23 protein-coding genes and 2 tRNA genes are annotated in these 25,581 nt (G+C 67.7%); 17 read left to right on the top strand and 8 right to left on the bottom strand.

Annotation, left to right across the window (positions count from 1 at the left end):
• The first annotated feature begins 383 nt into the window (after positions 1-383).
• Entirely contained in the window at positions 384-1,157 is a 774-nt protein-coding gene (locus ACFPUZ_RS03560; RefSeq protein ID WP_376999922.1) for an ABC transporter ATP-binding protein, read from the top strand.
• A gap of 15 nt (positions 1,158-1,172) precedes the next feature.
• A complete protein-coding gene (locus ACFPUZ_RS03555; protein WP_376999920.1) occupies positions 1,173-3,737 on the top strand; it encodes an ABC transporter permease in 2,565 nt (854 codons plus the stop codon).
• A gap of 230 nt (positions 3,738-3,967) precedes the next feature.
• Here ACFPUZ_RS03555 and ACFPUZ_RS03550 read toward each other — a convergent pair whose 3' ends face one another.
• Both ACFPUZ_RS03550 and ACFPUZ_RS03545 read right to left on the bottom strand, forming a co-directional pair.
• Positions 3,968-4,303, bottom strand: a complete 336-nt coding sequence (locus ACFPUZ_RS03550) for a CrcB family protein (RefSeq protein WP_376999918.1) — start codon at positions 4,301-4,303, stop codon at positions 3,968-3,970.
• Between the two features lie 54 nt (positions 4,304-4,357).
• Positions 4,358-5,776 carry an alanine/glycine:cation symporter family protein gene (locus ACFPUZ_RS03545; RefSeq protein WP_376999916.1) on the bottom strand — a complete coding sequence of 473 codons (1,419 nt, stop codon included), beginning with the start codon at positions 5,774-5,776 and terminating at the stop codon, positions 4,358-4,360.
• Between the two features lie 187 nt (positions 5,777-5,963).
• Between ACFPUZ_RS03545 and pgm the strand changes: the two genes are divergently transcribed.
• From pgm to ACFPUZ_RS03510, 7 genes are all read left to right on the top strand, one after another.
• The gene (gene pgm / locus ACFPUZ_RS03540) at positions 5,964-7,622 is read left to right on the top strand and encodes a phosphoglucomutase (alpha-D-glucose-1,6-bisphosphate-dependent) (RefSeq protein WP_376999914.1); all 1,659 of its coding nucleotides are present in this window, start codon (positions 5,964-5,966) and stop codon (positions 7,620-7,622) included.
• Between the two features lie 161 nt (positions 7,623-7,783).
• Entirely contained in the window at positions 7,784-8,221 is a 438-nt protein-coding gene (locus ACFPUZ_RS03535; RefSeq protein WP_376999982.1) for a DoxX family protein, read from the top strand.
• Positions 8,222-8,249: 28 nt separating this feature from the next.
• A complete protein-coding gene (locus ACFPUZ_RS03530; protein ID WP_376999912.1) occupies positions 8,250-8,981 on the top strand; it encodes a DsbA family protein in 732 nt (243 codons plus the stop codon).
• Positions 8,982-9,052: 71 nt separating this feature from the next.
• Positions 9,053-9,125, top strand: a tRNA-Ala gene (locus tag ACFPUZ_RS03525).
• 23 nt (positions 9,126-9,148) lie between these two features.
• Positions 9,149-9,221: transfer RNA gene (locus ACFPUZ_RS03520), tRNA-Ala, on the top strand.
• Positions 9,222-9,364: 143 nt separating this feature from the next.
• The gene (locus tag ACFPUZ_RS03515; RefSeq protein WP_376999910.1) at positions 9,365-9,787 is read left to right on the top strand and encodes a pyridoxamine 5'-phosphate oxidase family protein; all 423 of its coding nucleotides are present in this window, start codon (positions 9,365-9,367) and stop codon (positions 9,785-9,787) included.
• Between the two features lie 10 nt (positions 9,788-9,797).
• On the top strand, positions 9,798-10,556 hold the full coding sequence (locus ACFPUZ_RS03510) for a fructosamine kinase family protein (RefSeq protein ID WP_376999908.1): 759 nt from the start codon (positions 9,798-9,800) through the stop codon (positions 10,554-10,556).
• Here the strand turns inward: ACFPUZ_RS03510 and nadE are convergent.
• Entirely contained in the window at positions 10,553-11,368 is an 816-nt protein-coding gene (gene nadE, locus ACFPUZ_RS03505) for an ammonia-dependent NAD(+) synthetase (RefSeq protein WP_376999906.1), read from the bottom strand. The two genes, ACFPUZ_RS03510 and nadE, sit on opposite strands and share 4 nt — an antisense overlap.
• A 133-nt stretch (positions 11,369-11,501) precedes the next feature.
• On the opposite strand from nadE, the gene ykgO reads away from it, so the two are divergent.
• From ykgO to nrdE, 4 genes are all read left to right on the top strand, one after another.
• The gene (gene ykgO / locus ACFPUZ_RS03500; protein ID WP_005511141.1) at positions 11,502-11,624 is read left to right on the top strand and encodes a type B 50S ribosomal protein L36; all 123 of its coding nucleotides are present in this window, start codon (positions 11,502-11,504) and stop codon (positions 11,622-11,624) included.
• A gap of 374 nt (positions 11,625-11,998) precedes the next feature.
• A complete protein-coding gene (gene nrdH, locus ACFPUZ_RS03495; RefSeq protein WP_376999902.1) occupies positions 11,999-12,232 on the top strand; it encodes a glutaredoxin-like protein NrdH in 234 nt (77 codons plus the stop codon).
• A gap of 64 nt (positions 12,233-12,296) precedes the next feature.
• Entirely contained in the window at positions 12,297-12,737 is a 441-nt protein-coding gene (gene nrdI, locus ACFPUZ_RS03490) for a class Ib ribonucleoside-diphosphate reductase assembly flavoprotein NrdI (protein WP_376999981.1), read from the top strand.
• A gap of 31 nt (positions 12,738-12,768) precedes the next feature.
• A complete protein-coding gene (gene nrdE, locus ACFPUZ_RS03485; protein ID WP_376999900.1) occupies positions 12,769-14,919 on the top strand; it encodes a class 1b ribonucleoside-diphosphate reductase subunit alpha in 2,151 nt (716 codons plus the stop codon).
• A gap of 71 nt (positions 14,920-14,990) precedes the next feature.
• Here nrdE and ACFPUZ_RS03480 read toward each other — a convergent pair whose 3' ends face one another.
• A complete protein-coding gene (locus ACFPUZ_RS03480) occupies positions 14,991-15,710 on the bottom strand; it encodes a FadR/GntR family transcriptional regulator (RefSeq protein ID WP_376999898.1) in 720 nt (239 codons plus the stop codon).
• A gap of 535 nt (positions 15,711-16,245) precedes the next feature.
• On the opposite strand from ACFPUZ_RS03480, the gene ctaD reads away from it, so the two are divergent.
• The 3 genes from ctaD to ACFPUZ_RS03465 all read left to right on the top strand — a co-directional run bounded on the left by ctaD (position 16,246) and on the right by ACFPUZ_RS03465 (position 20,120).
• On the top strand, positions 16,246-17,988 hold the full coding sequence (gene ctaD, locus ACFPUZ_RS03475; protein ID WP_376999896.1) for an aa3-type cytochrome oxidase subunit I: 1,743 nt from the start codon (positions 16,246-16,248) through the stop codon (positions 17,986-17,988).
• 168 nt (positions 17,989-18,156) lie between these two features.
• Complete coding sequence (gene serB, locus ACFPUZ_RS03470) at positions 18,157-19,413, top strand: phosphoserine phosphatase SerB (RefSeq protein ID WP_376999979.1); 1,257 nt, start codon at positions 18,157-18,159, stop codon at positions 19,411-19,413.
• Positions 19,410-20,120, top strand: coding sequence for a peptidyl-tRNA hydrolase (locus ACFPUZ_RS03465; RefSeq protein ID WP_376999894.1), 711 nt, complete (start codon positions 19,410-19,412; stop codon positions 20,118-20,120). The genes serB and ACFPUZ_RS03465 overlap by 4 nt, the downstream gene beginning before the upstream one ends.
• Here the strand turns inward: ACFPUZ_RS03465 and ACFPUZ_RS03460 are convergent.
• Positions 20,083-20,763 carry a Crp/Fnr family transcriptional regulator gene (locus ACFPUZ_RS03460; protein ID WP_376999977.1) on the bottom strand — a complete coding sequence of 227 codons (681 nt, stop codon included), beginning with the start codon at positions 20,761-20,763 and terminating at the stop codon, positions 20,083-20,085. The two genes, ACFPUZ_RS03465 and ACFPUZ_RS03460, sit on opposite strands and share 38 nt — an antisense overlap.
• Before the next feature lie 171 nt (positions 20,764-20,934).
• Here ACFPUZ_RS03460 and ACFPUZ_RS03455 point away from each other — a divergent pair, with 171 nt between their 5' ends.
• Positions 20,935-21,657 (top strand): YciC family protein, encoded by a 723-nt coding sequence (locus tag ACFPUZ_RS03455; protein ID WP_376999892.1) that lies wholly within the window; start codon positions 20,935-20,937, stop codon positions 21,655-21,657.
• Here ACFPUZ_RS03455 and ACFPUZ_RS03450 read toward each other — a convergent pair.
• Genes ACFPUZ_RS03450 through ACFPUZ_RS03440 form a run of 3 tightly spaced genes read right to left on the bottom strand, consistent with a single transcriptional unit; the run spans position 21,635 to position 25,533 of the window.
• Positions 21,635-23,605, bottom strand: a complete 1,971-nt coding sequence (locus ACFPUZ_RS03450) for an ATP-dependent DNA helicase (RefSeq protein WP_376999890.1) — start codon at positions 23,603-23,605, stop codon at positions 21,635-21,637. The two genes, ACFPUZ_RS03455 and ACFPUZ_RS03450, sit on opposite strands and share 23 nt — an antisense overlap.
• Positions 23,602-24,951, bottom strand: a complete 1,350-nt coding sequence (locus ACFPUZ_RS03445) for a nicotinate phosphoribosyltransferase (protein ID WP_376999888.1) — start codon at positions 24,949-24,951, stop codon at positions 23,602-23,604. Before ACFPUZ_RS03445 ends, ACFPUZ_RS03450 begins: the two co-directional genes overlap by 4 nt.
• 42 nt (positions 24,952-24,993) lie before the next feature.
• Positions 24,994-25,533: a CAP domain-containing protein gene (locus ACFPUZ_RS03440; protein ID WP_376999886.1), complete on the bottom strand. Its 540-nt coding sequence runs from the start codon at positions 25,531-25,533 to the stop codon at positions 24,994-24,996.
• Positions 25,534-25,581 lie beyond the last annotated feature (48 nt).

Here is a 25,581-nt window from a genome sequence, read left to right as displayed (position 1 = left end):
CTACATAACACAAGGAAGGGGCCCCACCATGAGTGATCATGGTGGGGCCCCTTTCCTCGTCGTTGCCCCACCCGCCCCGGGGGTCACAGTTCGCCAACTACGCGGAATCCTGCCCGAGACTCCATATCGCCGGCGAGGAGCGCTGACACTGCGTTGCGCTCTGCTGGCCTCTCCTGCCTCAGGGGCCACAATTCGCCAACTATGAGTATTCCTCACCACCACATCCCATCGCCGGCGCCGCCCTCGTGATCCCGAGCCCCACCGGGTACCGTCGTGGCGGGGGAGACCCCCGAAGATCGGGGTAGACCCCGATGTTCCGTATGATTCTTGCGATTACCTTGGTTCTTTGAGGTCAGCTTTAGTTCAGGAGAGAATTTCCCATCATGACAGACAACGGGTCCCCCGCGACCACGACCGCAGACTCCCCGGCAGTGGAGTACGCCGCCCGCGCCATCGACCTGCACAAGCAGTACGGCGAAGGCGAGACTGCTGTGACCGCGCTCGATCACGTCAATGTGGCTTTCGCGAAGAATCAGTTCACCGCCATCATGGGCCCCTCGGGTTCGGGGAAGTCGACGCTCATGCACTGCATGGCGGGTCTGGATTCGGCGAGCTCGGGTTCGGCGCTGATCGGGGACACGGATCTTTCGCGTCTGCGTGACAAGGAGATGACGGACCTGCGCCGCGACCGTCTGGGCTTTATCTTCCAGTCCTTCAATCTGGTGCCCACGCTCACCGCGGCGGAGAACATCACCCTTCCCTCGGATATCGCCGGCCGGGAGGTGGACCAGGAATGGTTCACCGAGATCACCACCCGCCTGGGTTTGTCCGATCGTCTCACCCACCGCCCCGCCGAGTTGTCGGGTGGGCAGCAGCAGCGCGTCGCGTGTGCCCGCGCGCTGGTGTCGCGCCCGGAGATTATCTTCGGCGATGAGCCCACCGGCAACCTCGACTCCAACTCCGCCGCCGAGGTGCTGAGCATCCTGCGGACGGCCGTGGATCAGGATGACCAGACTGTCGTCATCGTCACGCACGATGCACGTGCCGCCTCCTACGCCGACCGCGTGGTGTTCCTTGCCGACGGTCAGCTGGTCAACGAGCTCATCGACCCGTCCATGGACGACATCCTCGCCGCCATGGCCGGCGTCGAGCGTTAGTCCGGGGGGGTACTCGTGGCGAAGAATTCCACTCTGCGCAAGGTCAGCCTGCGCAACATCGCGGCGCACAAGCTGCGCCTGGCGCTGACGGTGCTGGCGGTCGTGCTCGGCACGGCGTTTATTTCCGGCGCGTTCATGTTCACCAACTCCCTCGATGCGACGTTCAAGTCCGCGGTGAGCAGTGCCTATGACGGCGTCGATGCGGTCGTCACCCCGGGCAAGGGCGAACCCGGCCTGTCGGCGCAGCTACGCAAGGACCTCGCCGCCGATGAGAAGGTCGGGGCGGTGAACATCCGGGCGTCGCAAAGCATTGTGCTGGCGAACGACAAGGAGGAGCCCTTCCAGGTCGGCGGAGGCACTGCCTCGCTGGGCATATGGCACGAGCCGGGCGACGTCGTCGGCGCGGCGCACGAGCTCGTCGAGGGCGAGGCGCCGACTGCTGCGAATGAGATCGCACTCAACAAGAAGGGCGCGGAGCATTTCGGAGTGTCCGTCGGCGACAAGCTGCTGCTCGTTGATCCGCAGGATCGCCATGACGTGGTGGTCAGCGGTATCTTCGATTCCTCGCTGGACAACCGGAACTCGCTGACCGCCTCCATGCCAGAGGACGCGTTCCTCGAGCGCTACACCCTCGACGGGGCGACCAACCAGCTCATTCTCTCCGCCGCGGAGGGCACGAGCGACACCCAGCTCGTCTCCCACCTGCAGGACTCCTACGAGGGGATCCAGGTGAAGTCCGGCGATGAGCTCGCCGAGGACCTGACCAAGGTGATGTCGCAGGCGCTGTCCTTCGTCAACTACTTCCTCATCGCCTTCGGGCTCGTCGCGCTGCTGGTGGGTACCTTCCTCATCGCGAACACGTTCTCCATGATCGTCGCCCAGCGCACGAAGGAGTTCGCCCTGCTGCGGGCCCTGGGCGCGGCGCGTCGCCAGATCACCCGCTCGGTGGTCTTCGAGGCCTGCATCGTCGGACTCATCGGCTCCGCGCTCGGTGTCCTCGCCGGCATCGGGCTCGTCGCCGCGATCAAGGCCGTGATGGGTGCGCGCGGTCTCGAGCTCCCGGATTCCGGGCTCGGCCTGTCACTGTCCGCGGTGCTCGTGCCCATCGTGCTGGGCACCGTGGTCACCATCATCTCCGCGTGGATCCCGGCCCGCCGGGCGGGCGAGGTCAAGCCCGTGGAGGCCATGCGCTCGAGCGAGTCCTCCACCGACCAGCCCCTCGGAGTCCGCTCGATCATCGGCGTGGTCCTCATGCTCATCGGCGCGGCCGCGGCCATCGCCGGCGCGCTGCTGGGGGATGCCGAGACGAAGACCCGGGCGGTCCTCGTCGGGGTCGGTGCGGTGGGCGCGATCCTCGGCTTCTTCTTCGCGGCCCCCGCGCTGTCGCTGCCCATCGTGCCCACCTTCGGCCGCATCATCGGGCTGCCCTTCGGGGCGGTGGGCAAGCTGGCGTCGACGAACTCGCGCCGCAACCCGCGCCGCACGGCGGCCACGGCCTTCGCCCTCACGCTCGGCGTCGCGCTGGTCACCGCCATCGGCATGCTCGGCGACACGATGAAGGCGTCGATCTCCGATGTCGTGGAGAACAACACCAACGCCGATTTCGTCCTCTCCGGCCCAACGAACTCCAACTTCCCCACCCCGGCCGGCACGCCGGACGCCGTCCGCGACGTCGCGGGCGTGGACTCGGTGCTCACCATGTCCACCGCCCCGGTGCTTATCGACGGCGAAGCGTCCCAGGTGATGGGGCCGCACGCCCAGACCATGGTCATCGACGGCGACGTCTCCCGGATGGTGGAGCTCTCCATCACCGAAGGCACCGCCGACCTCGGCTCCACCCCGGGCGCCCTGGTGATGACCGAGTTCGCCGAGAAACACGGCTGGTCCGTGGGTGACACCCTCGAGCTCACCGCCCCGGCCGTCGGCGCGCAGCCCCGGGAGATCGAGGTCGTCGGCCTCTTCGAGCCCACCACCCTCATCCAGAACATGGTCATCTCCGAGAGCAGAATCGAGGGCATGCTGCCGCCGGGCGCCCAGGCCGTCACGATGGTCGGCGTCAACGGCGACGGCACCGTCAGCGACGAGGAACTGCGCAGCAACCTCGAGGAGGCCGTCAAGGGCTTCATTGTCGTGCAGGTGATGAGCACCGAGGAGATGGCGGGCCAGGCGGGCGAGGCCATCAACATGATGCTCAACATCCTCTACGCCCTGCTCGCCCTGGCCGTCATCATCGCGGTGCTGGGGATCGTCAACACCCTCACCCTCGGCGTCATCGAACGGCGCCAGGAGATCGGCATGCTCCGCGCCGTGGGCTCCCAGCGCCGCCAGATCCGCACCATGATCACCCTGGAGGCGGTGCAGATCGCCGTCTTCGGAGCCGTCATGGGCATCCTCCTCGGCCTGGGCCTGGGATGGGCCTTCCTGGAGGTGCTCAAGGACGAGGGCCTGGACACGATCTCCGTGCCCTGGGTCCAGCTGGCGTGGATGCTCGCCGGGTCCGCCGTCATCGGCGTGGTCGCCGCCATCTGGCCGGCCGCCCGGGCCGCGAAGACCCCGCCGCTCGACGCCATCTCCGAATAGCGGCGCCGATAGGTATACCTCGCAAGGTATAGCTTCCTATGGATAGGTCGAGTGGGTGATCCAGATCAGGGCTCACCCACTCGACCTATCTATGCCGTGATATCGCTGGGCAGATATACCTCAAAGCACCACCCACAGCCACGCCACCGCCAACCCGGCGATGCCGCCAGCCGAAAGCGATGGTCCTGCAGCAGCTCCCCGATCTCCCAAGCGAGGGTCGACCACGTCGACTATGCCCCGGCGAAGCCCATGCCCGCGGCCAATGCGAGCACCATCACCGCCAGGAGGTTCGTGGAAAAAGTGCCGCGCAGACCACCCGGCCACAGCGCCAGCAGGTGGCGCAGGAGCCCCCGCAGATCCCCCGCCCACCACGCGCCAACGCAGCCTATGAAGGTGGCCACCACATAACCCGCCGCCACGGGTCGGGGGAGATCGGTGGGGGGAAAGGCGAACGTCGAGAAGCTCGTGAAACCGCCGAGGACACCGCGCCCCCAGCCCATGAGAAACGCCCCCACGACGTTGACCCCGAGAAGGGGGGCAATACCGGAGAGGGCGAATCGGCCCACGGCACCGCAGGCGGCTCCGATGGGGCCGTGAGGGGGGCGTCGATAAGCGGGCGACTACTTCCAGTCGCTGCCCTGCGCGCGCAGGAACGCGGCGACCTCCTCGGGGCTGGCACGCAGCCGCGGATCGAACTTGAGGTAGGCCTTCGTCTCCCGGGCCACCAGGCCGGAGAGGATGAGCAGGCCGATGAGGTTGGGCAGGGCCATGAGGCCGTTGGCCAGGTCGGAGAAGGACCACACGAGCTCGAGCTCGACGGTCGCGCCGATGAGCGCGGTGACGGTGAAGAGCATGCGGTAGGGGATCGTGCCCATGCGCCCGACCAGGGACTCCAGGGAGCGCTCACCGTAGTAGGACCAGCCGATGAGGGTGGAGAAGGCGAAGAAGATGATGGACAGCGACACGATCGTCCCGCCCCACTCGCCCGGCAGGCTGGTGGAGAAGGCCGCGGCGGTCATGGTGCCGGCGGTCTCCCGGCCCGTGTCCCACACGCCGGCGGTGACGATGACCAGGCCGGTGATGCTCACGACGATGAGGGTGTCGATGAACGTCTGCGTCATGGAGACCAGCGCCTGACGCACCGGGTGCGAGGTCTTCGCGGCGGCCGCGGCGATGGCGGCGGAACCCATGCCCGACTCGTTGGAGAAGATGCCGCGGGCGACACCGAACTGGATCGCCAGCATGATGCCCGCGCCAACGAAACCACCGGTGGCGGCGGTGCCGGTGAAGGCGTCGGAGAAGATGAGCGCCAGCGCGGCCGGGATCTGGCCGGCCTGGAGGATGAGGACCACGATGCCGGCCACGACGTAGAGGATAACCATCATCGGGACGAAGGCGGCGGTGATGCGGCCGATGGCCTGGATGCCGCCGAGGAGCACGGCGCCGACAAAGATGAAGATGACCACGCCGGTGATCTGCGGGGAGATGCCGAAGGTGCCCTCCATGTTGGAGGCCACGGCGTTGGCCTGCGTGAGGTTGCCGATGCCGAAGGAGGCGATGACCGCGAAGACGGCGAAGGACAGGGCGAGCACCTTGCCCAGCGGGCCGGGGATGCCGCGCTTGAGGTAGTACTGCGGTCCGCCGGAGATCTCGCCCTTGGCGTCCGTGGTGCGGAAACGCACGCCGAGGAAGGCCTCCGTGTACTTGGAGGCCATGCCGACGAGGCCGGTCACCCAGATCCAGAAGAGGGCGCCCGGCCCGCCGACGGAGATCGCGGTGGCCACGCCGACGATGTTGCCCACGCCGACGGTGGCGGCCAGCGCGGTGGTCAGGGCCTGGTAGTTGGAGATGTCACCCTTACCCCCGGCGTCGGAATGGTCGATGAGGCCGTGCCGCATCGCCCGCCCGAGGGTCCGGAACTGCAGGCCGCCCAGGCGGATGGTCAGGTAGAGGCCGGTACCCAGGAGCAGGGGGATGAGGACGAAAGGTCCCCAGACCACTCCACCGGCGGTGTCGAGTGCGTTCTGCAGCGATTCCATGGGACAAAGGTACTACCGCTGTGTGGTGCCGACCACACCGCTGCGCCGCGGGAGCCCGGTTCGGCTGGCGCGCCGCCCCCTGCCGGGGGTGGCGGGCGGGCGTCCGTCCGGCGCACCCGTGCGGGGACCGGGGCAGGCGACGACAATGGAGGGGACTGTTGTCGAGTACCGGAGCACTAGGAGAGACATGGCACACGAGCGCGCAGGCCAGCAGGCCCGTCCCGAGGACCTCATCGACATCGCGGAGCTGGTCACCGCGTACTACACGCGTGAGGTCGACGTGGAGAACCCGGACCAGCAGGTCGCCTTCGGCACCTCCGGGCACCGGGGCTCCTCCCTGGACAACGCCTTCAACGAGCAGCACATCTGGGCCACCACCCAGGCCATCGTCGACTACCGCCGGGAGAATGACATCGGCGGTCCCGTCTTCGTCGGACGCGACCCGCATGCGCTCTCCGAGCCGGCGATGGTCTCCGCGCTCGAGGTGCTCGTGGCCAACGACGTGCCCGTGCTTGTCGACGACCGCGGCCGCTACACCCCGACCCCCGCGGTCTCCCACGCCATCCTCGCCCACAACGCCGACCTGGCGGGTGGCGTGACCGGCACCGATCCCAAGCGTGCCGACGGCATCGTCATCACCCCCTCCCACAACCCTCCCCGCGACGGCGGCTTCAAGTACAACCCGCCCTCCGGCGGGCCCGCCGACACCGACGCGACCGACTGGATCGCCCGCCGGGCCAACGACTACCTGCGCGCGGGGCTCGAGGGGGTGCGACGCACGCCGGTGAGCGGGGTGCTCGACGCACGGGCCGGGAAGTACAACTTCATGGACACCTACGTGCAGGACCTGCCGAATGTCGTCGACATCGCGGCGATCCGTGATTCCGGTCTGTCCATCGGCGCGGACCCCATGGGCGGGGCGTCCGTCGACTACTGGGGGGCCATCGCCGACACCCACGATCTCAACCTCACCGTGGTCAACCCCGAGGTCGACGCCACCTGGCGTTTCATGACGCTCGACACAGACGGCAAGATCCGCATGGACTGCTCCTCCCCGGACGCCATGGCCTCGCTCATCGCCAACCGCGACAAGTACGACATCGCCACAGGCAACGACGCCGACGCCGACCGCCACGGCATCGTCACCCCCGACCACGGCCTCATGAACCCCAACCACTACCTCGCGGTGGCCATCGAGTACCTCTTCGCCCACCGCCCGGACTGGGGCGCGGACACCGCCGTGGGCAAGACCCTCGTCTCCTCCTCCATGATCGACCGGGTCGTGGCCACCCTCGGCCGCCGCCTCGTCGAGGTTCCCGTCGGCTTCAAGTGGTTCGTCCCCGGGCTCATCGACGGCTCCGTCGGCTTCGGCGGCGAGGAATCCGCCGGCGCCTCCTTCCTGCGCCGCAACGGCCGGGTGTGGTCCACGGACAAGGACGGACTCATCCTCGACCTGCTCGCCGCGGAGATCACCGCCGTCACCGGGAAGACCCCCTCCCAGCGCTACGCGGAACTGGCCGCCGAGTACGGCGCCCCCGCCTACGCGCGCACCGACGCCGACGCCGACCGCGAGCAGAAGGCCATCCTCAAGGCGCTGTCCCCGGAGCAGGTCACCGCCACCGAGCTCGCCGGTGAGCCCATCACCGCGAAGCTCACCAACGCCCCCGGCAACGGCGCGGCCATCGGCGGCCTCAAGGTCACCACCGAGAACGCCTGGTTCGCGGCACGTCCCTCCGGCACCGAGGACAAGTACAAGATCTACGCCGAGTCCTTCCGCGGCGAGGAGCACCTGCGACGCGTGCAGGAGGAGGCGCAGGCTGTGGTCTCCCAGGTGCTCGGGCAGTAGCCTGCTGTGATCTTGGCCCGTATGGCCGAATTCATATGGGCCCGCGGTGGACACGTGGACTAAGGTCTGGGGATGTGTCCACCACAGAGCAGACCTTGACGACGTCACCGGGCCCCGCCCCCTCGAGCACGGGCTTCTGGTCCGGGCAGCCGGGGCAGCGCATTCTCGACGTCATCAGCGCCATCGCGCGCTTCTACATGGCCTACGTGTGGATATCCGCCGGCGTGGTCAAGCTCAACGACCACATGAACATGACGCAGGCGATCACCGCCTACGAGATCTTCACCCCCTACTGGTCCGACCTCCTGGCCCGTCTCATCGGCCCCCTGGAGATCGCCGGCGGAGTGCTGCTCCTGCTGGGCATCTTCCTCCGCCCGGCGAGCAAGGTGGCGGCCGGTGTCATGATCCTGTTCATCATCGGCGTCGGCCAGGCCTGGCTGCGCGGACTGGGCATCGACTGCGGCTGCTTCACCATCGAGCCGAACCTGGACCAGCAGGCGATGGACTACTTCGTCACCATCCTGCGGGACCTGGCGTTCCTGGCCCTGACACTGTGGACGGTCTACCGTCCGTTCCGGCGCTTCGCCATCTACCCCTGATACACCTCGATAAATAAGGAAAAGATCTGTGAGCAAGTCCACCAAGGTCAGCAACCCGAACGCCAAGGGCGGAAGCGGATTCATCTGGGCCATCGTGGCGGTCATCGCCATCGCGGCCGCCGTCATCGGCTACATCGTCCTCTCGGGGCAGGGCAAGAAGACCGAGCACCTCGCCGACCGCGAGAACATCTCCGTCGCCTTCGACTCCACCTTCGCGGACAACGCCGTGACGCTGAAGTCCGCGGACGCCAAGCCGGACGCCGAGGTCGTCGACCTCTACGAGGACTTCTCGTGCTCCTACTGTGGCCAGCTGGCCGAGAACACCGATGAGCAGATGCAGTCCGCCATCGAGGCCGGCGACCTGGTGGTCAACGTCCGCACCCTCAACTTCCTCGACCGCGGCAGCATCGACGGCCACTCCACCCGCGCCGCCGCCGCCGCCCTGGCACTCGCCGAGGCCGGTGAGACCCAGGCCTACTGGAACCTCCGCGCCTACCTCATGGAGGATCAGGAGGACATCTTCAACAAGTGGTCCAACGACGAGTTCGCTGATGCCGCGAAGCAGTTCGGTGCCTCCGAAGGCGTCGTCGAGAAGATCCGTTCCGGCGCGAACGTCGAGCCGACCAACGCACTGGCCACCGCCAACGCCGACAAGCTCAACGCGGAGACCGGTTCCGTGTCCTCGCCGCGCGTCATCCAGGACGGCAAGGATGTCGACGTCGCCGACATCAACCAGTGGATGAGCGTCGTCCTCGGCTGAGAGTCGACACTCGATTGACCAGGGGATTTGTTTCTGAAGCGCGCTGGCGTGTACATTGAAGCAAGTTCCAAGGGGCTATGGCGCAGTTGGTAGCGCACCACACTGGCAGTGTGGGGGTCAGGGGTTCGAGTCCCCTTAGCTCCACTCCACAACTGAATATCTGACACGGGGCTATGGCGCAGCTGGTAGCGCACCACACTGGCAGTGTGGGGGTCAGGGGTTCGAGTCCCCTTAGCTCCACTCGTGGAAAGAGGCTCACCTTCGGGTGGGCCTCTTTTTCTGTCGGTGGGGGACGGTCACCGCTCGTTGCCTGCGGCGGCAACGTAGTCTGGAGATATCCGCGTACGCACCCGCGTCACCCTGACCGAGGAGATTTGAACAGCATGTCCTTCAACGATGATGTCTTCCGCACCCTGAGCACCGAGCAGTCCCTGGCCTACCTGGAGGATGTGCAGCCCGGTCGCATCGTGACGCGCCGCAAGGAGGACATCGAGATCTTCCCCATCAACTTCGTCGTCGACGGTGAGTCGATCTACTTCCGTACCGCCGAGGGCTCCAAGCTGTTCAGCCTCAGCCTCAACCAGGACGTGCTCTTCGAGGCGGACGGCCTCCAGGGCGGTACCGCCTGGTCCGTCATCGTCCGCGGCACCGCCGAGGTGCTGGAGAAGGCCGAGGATGTCGCCCATGCCGAGACCCTGGGACTCAAGCCCTGGGCGCCGACCCTCAAGTACAACTGGGTGCGCATCAACGCCTCCGACATCTCCGGCCGCGAGTTCGAGGTCGGCGAGGAGCCGGAGCGCTACTAATCTGGCGTGTATGACTGACGTTTTCACCAAGCAGCCCCGTGAGCCCCGATCCGCTGAGGCGGAGGCCGCGGGGCTGCGGTGGCTCCGGGAGGCCTCCGAGTGCATGGCGGAGGTCGTGCTTCTCGACGCCGACGCCAACCTCCTGCAGACCCGCCGGGTGTCGGAGGTGAGCCCCACCCAGGAGGCGGCGCGGCAGGCCGGGCGGGAGCTGGCCCGTATCCACGCCGCCGGCGCGGAGGCCTTCGGGGCCCCGCCGCCGGGCTGGGAGGGGCCGAACTACATCGGCACGCAGGAGCAGCAGTGCACCCCGACGGCCGATTGGGGGAGCTTCTACGCGGGGCAGCGGGTGCTGCCCTTCGCGCGGCGCGCTCGCGAGGCGGGGAACCTCGACGCGGCCGGGCTGGCCCTGGTGGAGGAGGCCTGCGCGGCGATCGGCGCCGCGGCGTGGGACACCTCGCCCGCCCGGATCCACGGCGACCTGTGGGCGGGCAACCTGCTCTTCGCCGTTGAGGGCCCGGTGTTCATCGATCCGGCGGCCCACGGCGGGCATCCCCTCACCGACCTGGCCATGCTGGCCCTTTTCGGCGTGCCCTTCCGGGAGGACGTGTGGCGCGGCTACCAGGAGGTCACCCCGCTGCCGGAGGATTTCCGCGCGCACTTCCCGCTGCACCAGCTGCACCCCCTGGCCGTGCACACCCTCACCCACGGGCGCAGCTACGCCCGGCCGCTGGTGACGGCCGCGCGGGAGACGCTGGAACTACTGGGCTAGCGCCACCACATGTCATGGGGGCCCGGGGGCAGGTGCCGCTTGTGGGCGCCGATGCGCCACAGATGCTCGATGCGCTCGCGGGCCGCCGCGGGGACGGCGCGCCCCTCGAGATAGTCGTCGATGTGGACGTAGCTGACACCGAGGGCCTCCTCGTCGGGGAGCGCGGGGCGGTCGTCCTCGAGGTCGGCGGTGGGGATCTTCTCCCAGGTGGCGGGCGGGGCCCCCAGTTCGGCGAGCAGCTGGGCGCCCTGTCGCTTGTTCAGCCCGGTGAGCGGCATGATGTCCGCGGCGCCGTCCCCGTGTTTGGTGAAGAAGCCGGTGACGTTCTCGGCGGCATGGTCCGTGCCGATGACCAGCGCCGAGCGTTCGCCGGCCACCGCGTACTGGGCGATCATGCGTTGGCGGGCCTTCACGTTGCCCTCATTGAAGTCGCCCAGATCCGCCTGGCCCAGCGCCCGGGCGACGGCCGCGCTCATCGTGGCGGTGGGTTCGGCGATATTGATGGTGAGGCGGTGGTCGGGGCGGATGAAGTCGAGGGCCAGTTGTGCGTCGTCCTCGTCGGCCTGCACACCGTGGGGCAGCCGCAGGGCCCAGAACTCCGCCTGCCCGCCATCCGCCCGGATCTTTTCGACGGCCAGCTGGGCCAGTCGTCCGGCGAGGGTGGAGTCCTGCCCTCCAGAGATCCCGAGGACGTAGCCCCGCATGCCGCTGGCCTGCAGATAGTCGACGAGGAAGGTGATGCGGGCGGTGAGCTCCGCGGGGGCGTCGATACGCGGGCGGGTACCGAGGGCGGCGATGATCGAGTCCTGCATGACCGCCATCGTAGGCGGTTTTGGAGGTTCGTTGCAGAGTCGGGTAACATGTCCCCTCGTGTCATGGCTGCCAGAGCCATGTTGGAAAAGTCGCAGTCTTAACTGAAATCGCGCATACAGAAAGGAGCGCCCGATGAAGGTTCGCAAGTCGCTTCGGTCGCTGAAGAACAAGCCGGGCGCCCAGGTTGTGCGTCGTCGCGGCAAGGTCTACGTGATCAACAAGAAGGAGCCGCGTTTCAAGGCCCGTCAGGGCTGAGTGCGCACCACTCTCCGTCGAGCAACCGCTCATCCGGAAGGCCCTCACGGGCCATTCGGATGAGCGGTTCTCTTTTGCCCTTTCCGGGGCAAGGTAACGATTGGGTAACGGCCGAACGGGGCGAGCTGGGGAAATCACAGGGATGTGGTTCCACCCGTGCCATGCGGGATGGGGGACAGGGCAACATGTGGGCCATCGGAGGGGCTCGTCCTGGGAATATCAGCAGTGTAACTACTACATGTAGTGCTGGTTGCGGGTGTTGACCACAAAGTATAGTGTCGTTCATGTCGCTGCGGGACGGAGAGAACATCCCCTCCCCGGCCCTGAACAACTGATACAGACTGAGTTCGCCGAGAAGAATGAGGATCTCATCCATGTCCATCACCCTCTACACCAAGCCCGCCTGCGTCCAGTGCAAGGCCACCGAGAAGGCACTCGACCGCGCCGGCCTGAAGTACGACACCGTGGACATCAGCCTCGACGACGACGCCCGCGACTACGTCCTGGCCCTCGGCTACCTGCAGGCCCCGGTCGTCGAGGCCAACGGAGAGCACTGGTCCGGATTCCGCCCGGAGCGCATCCACAGCCTCACGGCCGTCGTCGCTTAGCACTCACCCGCACCACGCCGCCCAGAAGAAGTCGGGCGGCTTTTTCCATAAGGACGTGACCCCCATGCTCGTCGTGTACTTCTCCTCCGTGTCGGAGAACACGCGCCGTTTCGTGGAGAAGCTGGACCTCCCCCACGTCCGCATCCCGCTGTACAAGCACGAGGAACCGCTCGTCGTCGACGAGCCCTACGTCCTCGTCTGCCCCACCTACGGCGGGGGAGCGACCCAGACCGACCAGAACTCCCGGCCCGTCCCGGTCCAGGTCATCCGCTTCCTCAATAACGAACACAACCGCGGCCTCATCCGCGCGGTCGTCGCCGGAGGCAACTCCAACTTCGGGGCGGACTTCGGGCTGGCGGGCGAGATCATCGCCCGAAAGTGCAGCGTGCCCTACGTCTACCGCTTCGAGCTCATGGGCAACCCCGAGGATGTGCGTATCCTGCGGGAGGGACTCATCACCAACGCGGAGGCCCTGGGGCTGGAGCCCCAGACCACCTCCTGCTGACCGTCACCACCACTGAAAGGCACCGGACACCTTGACCACGAAGACCACCGAGCACGCCACCTCCCAGGAGGAGCAGCTCGACTACCACGCTCTCAACGCGCTGCTCAACCTCTACGACGAGAACGGTCGGATCCAGTTCGACAAGGACCGGGAAGCCGCCAACCAGTACTTCCTGCAGCACGTCAACCAGAACACCGTGTACTTCCACGACCTGGACGAGAAGCTGCGCTACCTCGTGGACAACAACTACTACGAGCCGGAGGTCCTCGAGGCCTACGACTACGACTTCATCAAGGCGCTCTTCCAGCGGGCCTACGCCTACAAGTTCCGCTTCCCGACGTTCCTCGGCGCGTACAAGTACTACACCTCGTACACCCTCAAGACCTTCGACGGCCGCCGCTACCTCGAGCGCTTCGAGGACCGCGTCACCATGACCGCGCTCTTCCTGGCCAACGGCGACCGCACCCTGGCCGAGAACCTCGTCGACGAGATCCTCACCGGCCGCTTCCAGCCGGCCACCCCCACCTTCCTCAACGCCGGCAAGGCCCAGCGCGGCGAGCTCGTCTCCTGCTTCCTGCTGCGCATCGAGGACAACATGGAGTCCATCGGCCGCGCCATCAACTCCGCCCTGCAGCTGTCCAAGCGCGGCGGCGGCGTCGCCCTGCTCCTGTCGAACCTGCGCGAGTCCGGCGCCCCCATCAAGCACATCGAGAACCAGTCCTCCGGTGTCATCCCCGTGATGAAGCTCCTCGAGGACTCCTTCTCCTACGCCAACCAGCTCGGTGCCCGCCAGGGAGCCGGCGCGGTCTACCTCAACGCGCACCACCCGGACATCATGCGCTTCCTCGACACCAAGCGCGAGAACGCCGATGAGAAGATCCGCATCAAGACCCTCTCCCTCGGCGTGGTCATCCCGGACATCACCTTCGAACTGGCCCGCCGCAACGATGACATGTACCTGTTCTCCCCGTACGACGTGGAGCGAAAGTACGGCAAGCCCTTCGGAGACATCTCCATCACCGAGCTCTACGACGAGATGGTCGATGACCCGCAGATCGCCAAGAAGAAGATCAACGCGCGCCAGTTCTTCCAGACCCTCGCCGAGATCCAGTTCGAGTCCGGCTACCCGTACATCATGTTCGAGGACACGGTCAACGCGGCCAACCCCATCGAGGGCCGCATCAACATGTCCAACCTGTGCTCGGAGATCCTGCAGGTCAACACCCCCTCGACCTACCACGAGGACCTCTCCTACGAGACCATCGGCGAGGACATCTCCTGCAACCTCGGCTCCATGAACATCGCCATGGCCATGGACTCGCCCGACTTCGGCAAGACCATCGAGACCGCCATCCGCGGACTCACCGCCGTCGCCGAGTTCACCAGCATCGACTCCGTCCCCTCCGTCCGGGAGGGCAACAACGCCTCCCACGCCATCGGCCTCGGTCAGATGAACCTCCACGGCTACCTCGGCCGCGAGCACATCTACTACGGCTCCGAGGAAGGCCTCGACTTCACCAACGCCTACTTCGCGGCCGTGCTCTACCAGGCCCTGCGTGCCTCGAACACCATCGCGCGGGAGCGGGGGACCACCTTCTCCGGCTTCGAGACTTCCAAGTACGCCGACGGCACCTACTTCGACGGCTTCGATCCGGCGGACTTCGCGCCGCGGACCGAGAAGGTGAAGGAGCTGTTCGCCAACTCGACGGCGCACATCCCTTCGGCCGAGGACTGGGCCCAGCTCAAGGCCGATGTCATGGAGCACGGGCTGTTCAACCGCAACCTGCAGGCCGTCCCGCCGACCGGGTCGATCTCCTACATCAACAACTCGACCTCCTCGATCCACCCGATCGCCTCGAAGATCGAGATCCGCAAGGAAGGCAAGATCGGCCGCGTCTATTACCCGGCGCCGCACATGGACAACGAGAACCTGGACTACTTCCAGGACTCGTACGAGATCGGCTTCGAGAAGATCATCGACACCTACGCCGTGGCCACCCGCTACGTCGACCAGGGTCTGTCGCTGACGCTGTTCTTCAAGGACACCGCCACCACCCGCGACATCAACCGGGCGCAGATCTACGCCTGGCGCAAGGGCATCAAGACGCTCTACTACATCCGTCTCCGCCAGGTCGCGCTGACCGGCACCGAGATCGAGGGCTGCGTCTCCTGCATGCTGTAGGAGAGGTGAGACGCCGCAGGGCGCGGTTCCCCGGGGAAGGGGACCGCGCCCTGCGGCGATTCTGGCGGGTATCAGTATTCGTCGACGAACATCTGCGCCACCTCGGTGAGCAGCCGCCGGGACTGCTCCTCGGCCGCCGCGTCGTCGCCCTCGGCGATGACCCGGGCCAGCTCCTCGTGCGCGGACAGGGCGGCGGGTGCCGGATCGGCCGGCTGCATCCCGTAGCGGGTGCGTCCCTGCAACACGCTGAGCAGCGGCGGGGCGAGGGCGGCGAACATCTCGTTCCCCGAGGCCTCGAGGAGCAGATTGTGGAATCGGCTGTCCACCTCGAGGAATTCCGGAGAGGCGCCGGCGCCTGAATCCCCGAGCTCCCGCAGGCGCCGCGCCAGCTCAAGCAGTTCCTCGCGCTGTGCCTGGTCCGCGTGCAGGGCGGCCAGGCGTGCGGCCTGCGGCTCGATCCCGGTGCGCAGCTCGTTGAGGGAGCGCAGCTGGGAGTGCCGGTCGGTGGGGCAGGCCAGGCGCCAGTCGATGATCGACTGATCGAAGACGGCCCAGGAGGAACGGGGGCGCACCGTGATGCCGACGCGTCGGGAGGAGGAGACCAGCCCGAGCTGCTCGAGGGCCCGCATGGCCTCGCGGGCCACGGTGCGGGAGATGTCGAAGCGGTCGGAGAGATCCTGCAGGGTGAAGGTGTGGCCCTCGGGGAGGGTGCCGGCGATGATGTCCCTCCCGAGTTCGTCGAGGACGTTATCCAGCAGGGGCGCGGCCGGGGAACGGTGTTTCTCGCTCATCGCTGTCGGTATCCTTCGTATCCTGGGTACGGCATTATTAGTCATTCTAAACCCCGGAGCGGTGACGATGTAGAGGTAACCGCCATTACGGGGGAATTAAAAGTGCATGAAGTCTGGGCGGGACCTTCTGGTTCGGGGGTGAGGGGGAGGGTCTGTCCTGTGCGGTGCCTGTCTGTGGCGTGCGGCCGGGGGTTCGGGGCGGGTGGGGGCACTCACTGCGGCGCGACACCCCTCCCCATCGAAAGGTTGATAACGACCGGGGGTGAAGGGCGGTTCCCGATTCGCGGAAAGAAAGTTAATCCCGCTGTTCGCAGGTGTGGCTCCTGTCACAAACCTAGGGGGGTGTCGGAGGAATCAGGGGTGATTCCCCGGGAAAAGCCGCTGTCCTTGAGTTTTGCGCGGGACATGGGGTTAGACTGAGCTACGTCTCCGGTCCAGATGGGCTGGATAACTCTCTTACGCGTCCTTTAAGATGAGGCGCAGTAAAAGCTTGGCAGTCCGCAGTGTGTGGGCTGTCTCGTAGTCAGGAGGAACTATGACCGCAGTGGCGCCAAGGCTCGATGATTACATCGAGCCCACCCGTCCTCAGCCGACCGGCAACGAGCGTAAGGGCTCGCGTGCCTGGGAGATGCTGATCACCACCGACCACAAGCAGCTGGGCATCTACTACATCATCATGTCCTTCAGCTTCTTCTTCCTCGGCGGCCTCATGGCGCTGCTGATCCGTGCGGAGCTGTTCTCCCCGGGCCTGCAGTTCCTGTCGAATGAGCAGTTCAACCAGCTGTTCACCATGCACGGCACCGTCATGCTGCTGCTGTTCGGCACGCCGATCGTCTGGGGCTTCGCCAACTACGTCCTGCCGCTGCAGATCGGCGCCCCGGACGTGGCCTTCCCCCGCCTGAACGCCTTCGGCTTCTGGATCACCACCGTGGGTGGTGTCGCCATGCTCTCCGGTTTCCTTACCCCGGGTGGCGCGGCCGACTTCGGCTGGACCATGTACTCCCCGCTGTCCGATGCAGTCCACACCCCGGGTGTCGGCGCTGACCTCTGGATCGTCGGTGTCGGCGCGACCGGTGTCGGTACCGTCGCCTCGGCCATCAACATGCTCACCACCATCCTCACGATGCGTGCCCCGGGCATGACCATGTTCCGCCTCCCGATCTTCACCTGGAACATCTTCGTCACCTCCGTCATCGCCCTGATGATCTTCCCGCTGCTGCTCGCCGCCGCCCTCGGCGTCCTGTACGACCGCAAGCTCGGCGCGCACATCTACGACACCGCCAACGGTGGCGCCATCCTGTGGCAGCACCTGTTCTGGTTCTTCGGCCACCCCGAGGTCTACGTCCTCGCACTGCCGTTCTTCGGTGTCATCTCCGAGGTCATCCCGGTCTTCTCCCGTAAGCCCATGTTCGGCTACATCGGCCTCGTCTTCGCCACCCTGGCGATCGGCGCCCTGTCCATGGCCGTGTGGGCGCACCACATGTTCGTCACCGGCGCAGTTCTCCTGCCGTTCTTCTCCTTCATGACGTTCCTGATCTCGGTCCCGACCGGCGTCAAGTTCTTCAACTGGGTCGGCACCATGTGGAAGGGTCACATCACCTGGGAGTCCCCGATGATCTTCGCGGTCGGCTTCGTGGCGACCTTCCTCTTCGGTGGCCTCACCGGCATCATGCTGGCCTCCCCGCCGCTGGACTTCCACCTGGCTGACGGCTACTTCCTCATCGCGCACTTCCACTACACCCTCTTCGGTACCGTGGTGTTCGCCTCCTTCGCCGGCGTCTACTTCTGGTTCCCCAAGATGACCGGTCGTATGCTCGACGAGCGCCTGGGCAAGATCCACTTCTGGATCACCTTCATCGGCTTCCAGGGCACCTTCCTCATCCAGCACTGGCTGGGCAACATGGGTATGCCGCGTCGTTACGCCGACTACCTGGACTCCGACGGCTTCACCCTGATGAACCAGATCTCCACCGTGTTCTCCTTCCTGCTCGGTGCCTCGGTCATTCCGTTCATCTGGAACGTGTTCAAGTCCTGGCGTTACGGTGAGGTCGTCACCGTCGACGATCCGTGGGGCTACGGCAACTCCCTCGAGTGGGCCACCTCCTGCCCGCCGCCGCGCCACAACTTCGTCTCCCTGCCGCGTATCCGCTCCGAGCGCCCCGCGTTCGAGCTGCACTACCCGCACATGGTCGAGCGCATGCGCCGTGAGGCCCACACCGGCCACCACGACGAGCGCGCAGAGACGACCCAGTCTCCGGCTCCGGCCGAAGTCCGCTAGACACAGGGTCTGACATAGTCACCTCCGACTGACACAACCCCCGGCAGATCCACTGCCGGGGGTTGTGGCGTGTCTGATCACCCACACCCCCACCATGAAGGATTGATTCCCGTGGCAGAATCCGAGCTCACCCCCGTCACCGACACCGACCACGAGAACACCGGCACCCTGCAGGTCGGCCTGCAGCCGGGACTCGAGTCCGCCGTCATCACCCTCACCGGCCGCGACCGCCCCGGCGTCACCGCCGCCTTCTTCCGCGTGCTCTCCGCGCACAACGTCCAGCTTCTCGACGTCGAGCAGTCCCAGTTCCGCGGTTACCTCAACCTCGCCGCCTACGTCGGGGTCGAGTCGGCCCGCGCCGATCTCCTGCGGGAAGGTCTCGTCGAGACGCTGCGCGGTTACGGACAGGCAGTGTCCGTGGACCTCGCGTCGGACAACCTCTCCTCCTCGCCCCGCTCCACCCACGTCGCGGTGGTCCTGGGGAACCCGGTGACTGCGTCGGACGTGTCGGCCATCGGCCAGACCCTGGCCAACTACGGCGCGAACATTGACCGCATCCGGGGGATCGCCGACTACCCGATCACCGGCCTGGAGATCATGATCACCATCGCCAATCCGGAGCCGGGCGGCGGCAAGGCCATGCGTAAGGCACTCGCCGAGCTGACCACCCAGCTGGGCGTCGACATCGCCATCGAGCGCGCCGGCCTGCTGCGCCGTTCCAAGCGCCTCGTGTGCTTCGACTGCGATTCCACCCTCATCACCGGTGAGGTCATTGAGATGCTGGCCGCGCACGCCGGCAAGGAGGCCGAGGTCGCCGAGGTGACCGAGCGGGCCATGCGCGGCGAGCTCGACTTCGAGGAGTCGCTGCGCGAGCGGGTGGCCACCCTCCAGGGGCTGGACGCCTCCGTGATCGACGCCGTGGCCAAGGACATCGTCCTCACCCCGGGCGCCCGCACCACCATCCGCACCCTGCACAAGATGGGCTACCGCACGGCGGTGGTCTCCGGCGGCTTCATCCAGGTTCTCGAGGACCTGGCCGCCGACCTGGAGCTGGACTACGTGCGCGCCAACACCCTGGAGATCGTCGACGGCAAGCTCACGGGCCGGGTCACCGGCGAGATCGTCGACCGTGCCCGCAAGGCCGAGCTGCTCCGCGAGTTCGCCGAGGATTCCGGCCTGCAGATGTACCAGACGGTCGCTGTCGGGGACGGCGCGAACGACATCGACATGCTCTCCGCCGCCGGTCTGGGGATCGCGTTCAACGCCAAGCCGGCGCTGCGCGAGATCGCCGACACCTCCGTCAACCACCCCTTCCTCGATGAGGTGCTGCACATCCTGGGTGTCCCGCGCGAGGAGATCGACGAGTCCGACCTCGAGGACGGCACCTTCCGTCGCGTCCCCCTCGAGGCCGCCGTCCGCGGGTGAACGACACCGCCCACAGCCTCCTGCGCACCTGCCTGAACGGCGGGCGCGAGGAGGAGACCATCCAGGCCATGCAGATCGCCCTCCATGTGCCGAAACAGTCACCGCCCCGCCGCAGCCACCTCATGGAGGCCGCGGCGCGGGCGGTGGTCGCCGTCTGCCTGGCACCGGAGGCCACCACCGATCCCGCCTGGCGGGCCGGACTGGAGGGGTGGTACTCCCAGCGCATCCGCAAGGTGGCCCGCCGGGCGCGCAACACGGCATGGGACAACGTCCAGCAGATTCCGGGCGTCACCGTGACGGTGTCGGGGGCGCAGGCCCGCGCGTTCGTCCCCGGGCCGGTGGCGGAGGTCCCCGCCGCCATCCGGAAGCTGCAGATCCAGGGCACCGACCTGCCCCCGGACGAGCCCGGCCCCCGCGACCCGACACGGCCCCTGCTGCTTCTCGACGCCGACCTCGACATGAGCATCGGCAAGTCGGCCGCGCAGGCCGGTCACGCGGCCATGCTGTGGGCCGCACACCTGTCCGCCCCGCAGGCGCGGGCCTGGGCGGAGACCGGATTCGCGCTCGACGTCCGGGAAGTCTCGCACGCGGAGTTCGCCGCGCACCTCACCCGGCCCGCGGCTGTCACCGTGCAGGACGCGGGCTTCACCGAGGTGGCGCCCGGGGCGCTCACCGCCCTGGCTCTGCCGGCTGCTGGAGGGCGCTGAGAGCGGGGGCGTCGATAAGCGAGACCCACTCGCGACCGGAATCGATCCACCCTTCCCGCTTCATGCGGGCCATGGCCCGCGAGGCGGACTCCACCGTGGTGGAGGCCAGTCCGGCGATGTCGTCGCGACGCAGGCGGACCTCCAGCAGCACGGAGCCGTCCGGCCGGTCACGTCCGAACTTCTCCGCCAGGGCGAGGAGTGCGGCGGCCACCCGCTGCTCGACGGTGCCGGTCGTCCGTGCCACCTCCCGTTCGCGGGCCTGTGCCAGCCTCTCCTCCTGGAGGCGCAGCAGGGACAGGGCCAGGGCGGGGAAGCGGCTGACAATCTCCGCGAGGGATTCCGCCCGCAGGAAGAGGGAGCACGTCGTCTCCATGGCCCAGGCTGAGTCCACGGCGGTGCGCGGCGTCGTGTCCAGCGGCCCGATGACATCCCCCGGCCCGGCGATGTCGACGGTGATCTCGTGGCCTTCCGCGGTGTCCCGGGTGACTCGCACCCGGCCGGACATGAGGAGGTGGACGCCACCCGGGACGTCCCCGGCGAAGACGAGGGGATCGCCGGCGGCCCAGGCAAGGGGGCTCAGGTGCGGGTCGAGCTCCCGACGCTCGGTGGGGGAGAGCACCCGGGTGAGCGAGGAGCGGGCCAGGGCGGCGTCCCGGGTGGGGGCATCGCAGTGATGGGGGTGCCCGCAGGCCGACCGGACGGGGTGGGAGGAGGACATGACCCCATCCTAAGGATCGGCTCGGAGGGACCGCCCCTGTCCGCGGCAGGTGCGATACTGGGGGAACGACAGTCCCGGTCCGAAAGGTTGGAGCACATGACACATCCCACCGATCCCTACAGGCTCGACGCCGTGGAGAGCCTCACCCAGGGCTGGCGCGCCCTGTCCGCCAACCTCGTGCCCTGGGTGGTGGGCCTGCTCATCTACCTGCTGGTCACCGTGGGGCTGACACTTCTGGTGGTCATGCCGATCGCCCTGCAGGACACGCCCGGTGAGGAGGACTCGGTGGCCCTGTCGCCGGCCACGGTGGCCGCGCTCATCCTCGTCTACACCGTCCTCTTCGTCCTGGGCGTCATCTGGACCCTCAACCTCTACCGCAACGCGGTACGCCAGGTGCAGGGGGAGCACGTCCGGGTCCGGGACTTCTTCCGGGTGGACGGTCTGGGCATTCCCTTCGTCGCCTACCTCCTCATGACGGTGCTCACCATCGCCGGCCTGCTGCTGTTCATCGTCCCCGGCATCGTGGTGGCGGTGTTCCTCATGTACGTGCCCTACCTGGTGTTCAGCCGCCCGGAGGCCGGGATCGTGGCGGTGTTCCGGGGGTCGGTGGACATCGTGCGGAACAACCCCGGGGCGACGCTGCTCCTCGTGCTGTTCTCCCTCCTGCTGGGCGCGGTGGGCAGCCTGACGGTCATCGGCGTGTTCATCACCACCCCGCTAGCGGCCTGCCTCCTGGCGCACGCGACGCTCAAGGGCAGCGGGGACCGTTACGCCTACGGCGCCGAGGACAGGGCAGCTAGCGCGCGACCAGGCGAGTGAGCGCGCCGCGCACCACCGCCGGGTCGCTCGTCTCCCAAAAGGAGGGCATGGAGGCCCGGAGGAAGGAACCGTAGCGCTTCGTCACCAGGCGGTTGTCCAGCACTGCCACGACCCCCCGGTCGTCGACCGAGCGTAGGAGCCGGCCCGCGCCCTGCGCCATGAGCAGCGCCGCGTGCGTGGCCGCCACCTCCATGAAGCCGTTGCGCCCCTCGGCCTCCGCGGCCTCCTTCCGGGCCTGCAACAGCGGATCATCGGGACGGGGGAAGGGGATCCGGTCGATGAGGACCAGCGAACACGCGGGGCCCGGCACATCCACGCCCTGCCACAACGTGAGGGTGCCGAACAGACACGCGTTCTCCTCGCGGGCGAACTTCTCCACCAGCGCGCCGGTGGTGTCCTCCCCCTGGCAGTACACGTCGAAGGGCAGCCGCTGTTTCATCGCCTCCGCCGCCTGCTCCGCCGCCCGACGCGAGGAGAACAGCCCGAGGGTGCGGCCGCCGGCCGCCATGATGAGGTCGTGGATCTCGTCGAGGGTCTCCGGGGCGAGGCCGTCGCGGCCGGGGTCGGGCAGGTGCCGGGCGGTGTAGAGGATGCCGGAGGTGCGGGGGTCGAAGGGGGTGCCGGCGTCGAGGCTGTCCCATGTGCCGCGGGGCAGGCCCCAGGACGCGGCCATGGCGTCGAAACGCCCGCCGATGGTCAGGGTGGCCGAGGTGAGCACGACCGTCTGCTCGCCGAAGAGGCGCTCGTGGAGGAGCCCGGCGACCGAAAGGGGCGCGACCATGAGTACGTCGCCGCGCCGGTCATCGCGGTCGAGCCACACGACATCGCGCTGCGCCGCGGGATCGGTCTCCTCGAACACCGTGAGGATGCGCACGATGGCGTCGTGCAGCTCCTGGAGGTGATTGGCCAGGTTCTGCCGCTCGGCGGAGGACTCCGGGTCGTTCGCCGATTCCCCCTCCGGAGCCCGGGCGATGGCCTCGCGCACCGACCACAGACCGTCCCGCAGCCCGACGAGTGGGCCGCGGGCGGCATCATCGATGTCGTTCCACCGGCCTTCCGGGAGGAGGGCGGCGGCGGCCATCCAGTCGTCGCTGAGTTCCACGAGTTTGTCGTCGCGGCCGTCGGCACCCAGCTTGCCGGCGCGCTTGGCCGCCAGGGTGAGCGCGGTCCGCGAGAGTTCATTGGTGGCCACCGAGGTGATGCGGCCGTCGAGCTCGTGGGCCTCATCGATGACCACGACGTCGTGCTCCGGGAGGATGTCGATGTCCGCCAGGGCGTCGATGGCCAGCAGCGCGTGGTTGGTCACCACGATGTCCACCTCGTGCGCCTGCCGACGCGCCGCCTCCGCGAAACACTCCTCGCCGTGCGGGCAGCGCGTCGCCCCGAGGCATTCCCGGGCGGTGACGGAGACCTGCCGCCACGCCAGGTCCGGAACGCCCGGCTCCAGGTCGTCGCGGTCGCCGGTCTCCGTCTCCTGCGCCCACTCGTGGACCCGGGCGACGTGGCGGCCGAGCCAGGAGACGTCGGCGTCGTCGATGAGCGCGTCCTCCGGGTCGGCGGCCGCCCCGATCCGGTTGAGGCACACGTAGTTGGAGCGGCCCTTGAGAATCGCGAAGGTCGGGCGTCGCTCCATCAACGGCTCCAGGGCATCGGCGAGGCGGGGGAGATCCCGCTCCACCAGCTGCCGCTGCAGGGCGATGGTGGCCGTCGAGATGATCACCGCCGTGCCGGTCGCCTGCGCGTGGCGTATCGACGGCACCAGGTAGGCCAGCGACTTACCCGTACCCGTCCCCGCCTGGACGGCCAGGTGCCGCTCGCTCTCCAGGGCGCGGGTGACGGCTTCCGCCATCGCGACCTGTCCCGCGCGGCGGGTGCCGCCGAGGGCGGCGACGGCGGCGTCGAGAAGCTCGCCGGTGGACTGAGACAACGGTTCGTGGCTGGGGCTCACTCCGGGAAACCCACGAAACGGGTGGAGATGGACGGCTCATCCCGCGACAGCGCCAGACCCTCCCACGGCAGCGTGAGCAGCTGGGCCGCGAGATAGGCGCGGGACTCCTCCAGCGAGGGCAGGCCGTCGACCGCCAGCCCGTCCCGCATGAGCGGCACCGTCAGCTGCGTGGCGCTGAGGCGACCGGTGTCGGGCGTGTCCGCGTCGAAGGGGAACACGAGCTCCTCCACCGCGACGCCGGTGGAACGGTAGGTGCGGATGGCCTGCTTGGTGCCGCCCGTCATGCCCTTCCCGCGGGAGCGCTTGGCCACGGTGTGCCCGTCCACCTCGACCAGCTTGTACACCATGCTGGCGGTCGGGGCGCCGGAGCCGGTGACCACCGAGGTACCCACACCGTAGACGTCCACCGGATCGCCGCGCAGACCGGCGATGGCGAATTCATCGAGATCGGAGGACACGACGATCCGCGTGTTGTGCGCGCCGAGCTCATCGAGCTGACGCCGCACGCGCCGGGTGACCGCACCCAGGTCACCGGAGTCGATGCGGACGCCGCCGAGCTCGGGTCCGGCGACCTCCACCGCCGTCTTCACCCCCTGCGTGATGTCGTAGGTGTCCACGAGCAGGGTGGTGTCCACGCCGAGGGAGTCGATCTGGGAACGGAACGCCGCCTCCTCGTTGGGGGAGCCGTCCTCGTTGATGTGCAGCAGCGTCCACGCGTGGGCGGCGGTGCCTGTGGCGGGGATGCCGTAGCGGTGGGAGGCCTCCAGGTTCGAGGTGGCGGTGAAACCCGCCAGGTAGGCGGCGCGGGAGGCCGTCACCGCGGCGTACTCGTGCGTGCGCCGCGAACCCATCTCGATGATGGGGCGCCCGTCCGCGGCGGTGACCATACGCGCCGCGGCGGAGGCGATCGCGGAATCCGCGTTCATGATCGACAGGATGACCGTCTCGAGGATGACGCACTCCGCGAACGTGCCGCGGACCGTGAGCAGCGGCGAATAGGGGAAGTAGAGGTCACCCTCCCGGTAGCCGTCGATCTGCCCGGTGAAACGGTAGTTGCGCAGGTACTCCTTGGAGTTCTCGTCGAGGAACTCCAGGTGGGTGAGCTGCTCCTCGGTGAAGACGAAGTCCCGCACCGCGCGCAGGACGCGGGCCGTGCCGGCCACCACACCGTAGCGGCGCTCGTTCGGCAGGCGGCGGGCGAAGACCTCGAACGTGCACTGGCGGTGAGCCGTGCCGTCGCGGAGGGCGGCCTGCAGCATGGTGAGCTCGTACATGTCCGTCAGCAGGGACGTCGAGCGATTCGGCGGCACAGACGCCGCCCCGGGGTTAGGTGCGTTCTGGTTCACACCGCCCACTGTATATCCTGCATATCCGCGTGGCGGGGAGCCTCAGGATTCCGAGAGCTGCACCGCCACCCACACCTTCCCGTGGTCGACGGCGACGCCGACGGCGGAGTAGGAGTAGCGGGCGTCGAGAAGCACCGCGGCATGGGGCTCGGAATGAAGCCAGGCATCGAGGAAGGCGTGGCCCGAGGCGGAGTTCCGGGGCAGGTGGTGCTGCAGCATGGTGACGTTGTTCGGGGAGGGCAGCGCCCGGTCGGCCACCGCCGAACGCTCCGTCAGCCGCTGGACCGCCAGCTGCATGTGCGGATCGGGGAGGACGGGGGCGACCCCCTCCTTGGCGCGCAGCTCGATGAGGGCGGCGTTGATGTCCACGCGGATCTGCTCGAGCCACTCCTGGGTCACCGGATCCGGCTGGACGTAGCCGGTGTCGGGATCACCCGGGTCCTCGGAGGCGGGGCCACTGGGGGCGACGGCCATGAGCAGGGAGGTGATCAGACCCATCACCGTGATGAGCATCCCCATGTTCGAGAGGACGTCCTGCAGCCCGCGGGGGCCGCGCCAGGGGGCGGAGGAGAGTCGGAACATCGGAGGATCACATCCAGCGGAGACGGGGGTGGTTACTCGTTCGGGAAG

Source organism: Corynebacterium nasicanis, from assembly GCF_042658165.1.
Lineage (GTDB): Bacteria > Actinomycetota > Actinomycetes > Mycobacteriales > Mycobacteriaceae > Corynebacterium > Corynebacterium nasicanis.
The sequence above is the reverse complement of the archived record's forward strand: the minus strand, read 5'-3'. Positions and strand labels throughout refer to the sequence as shown.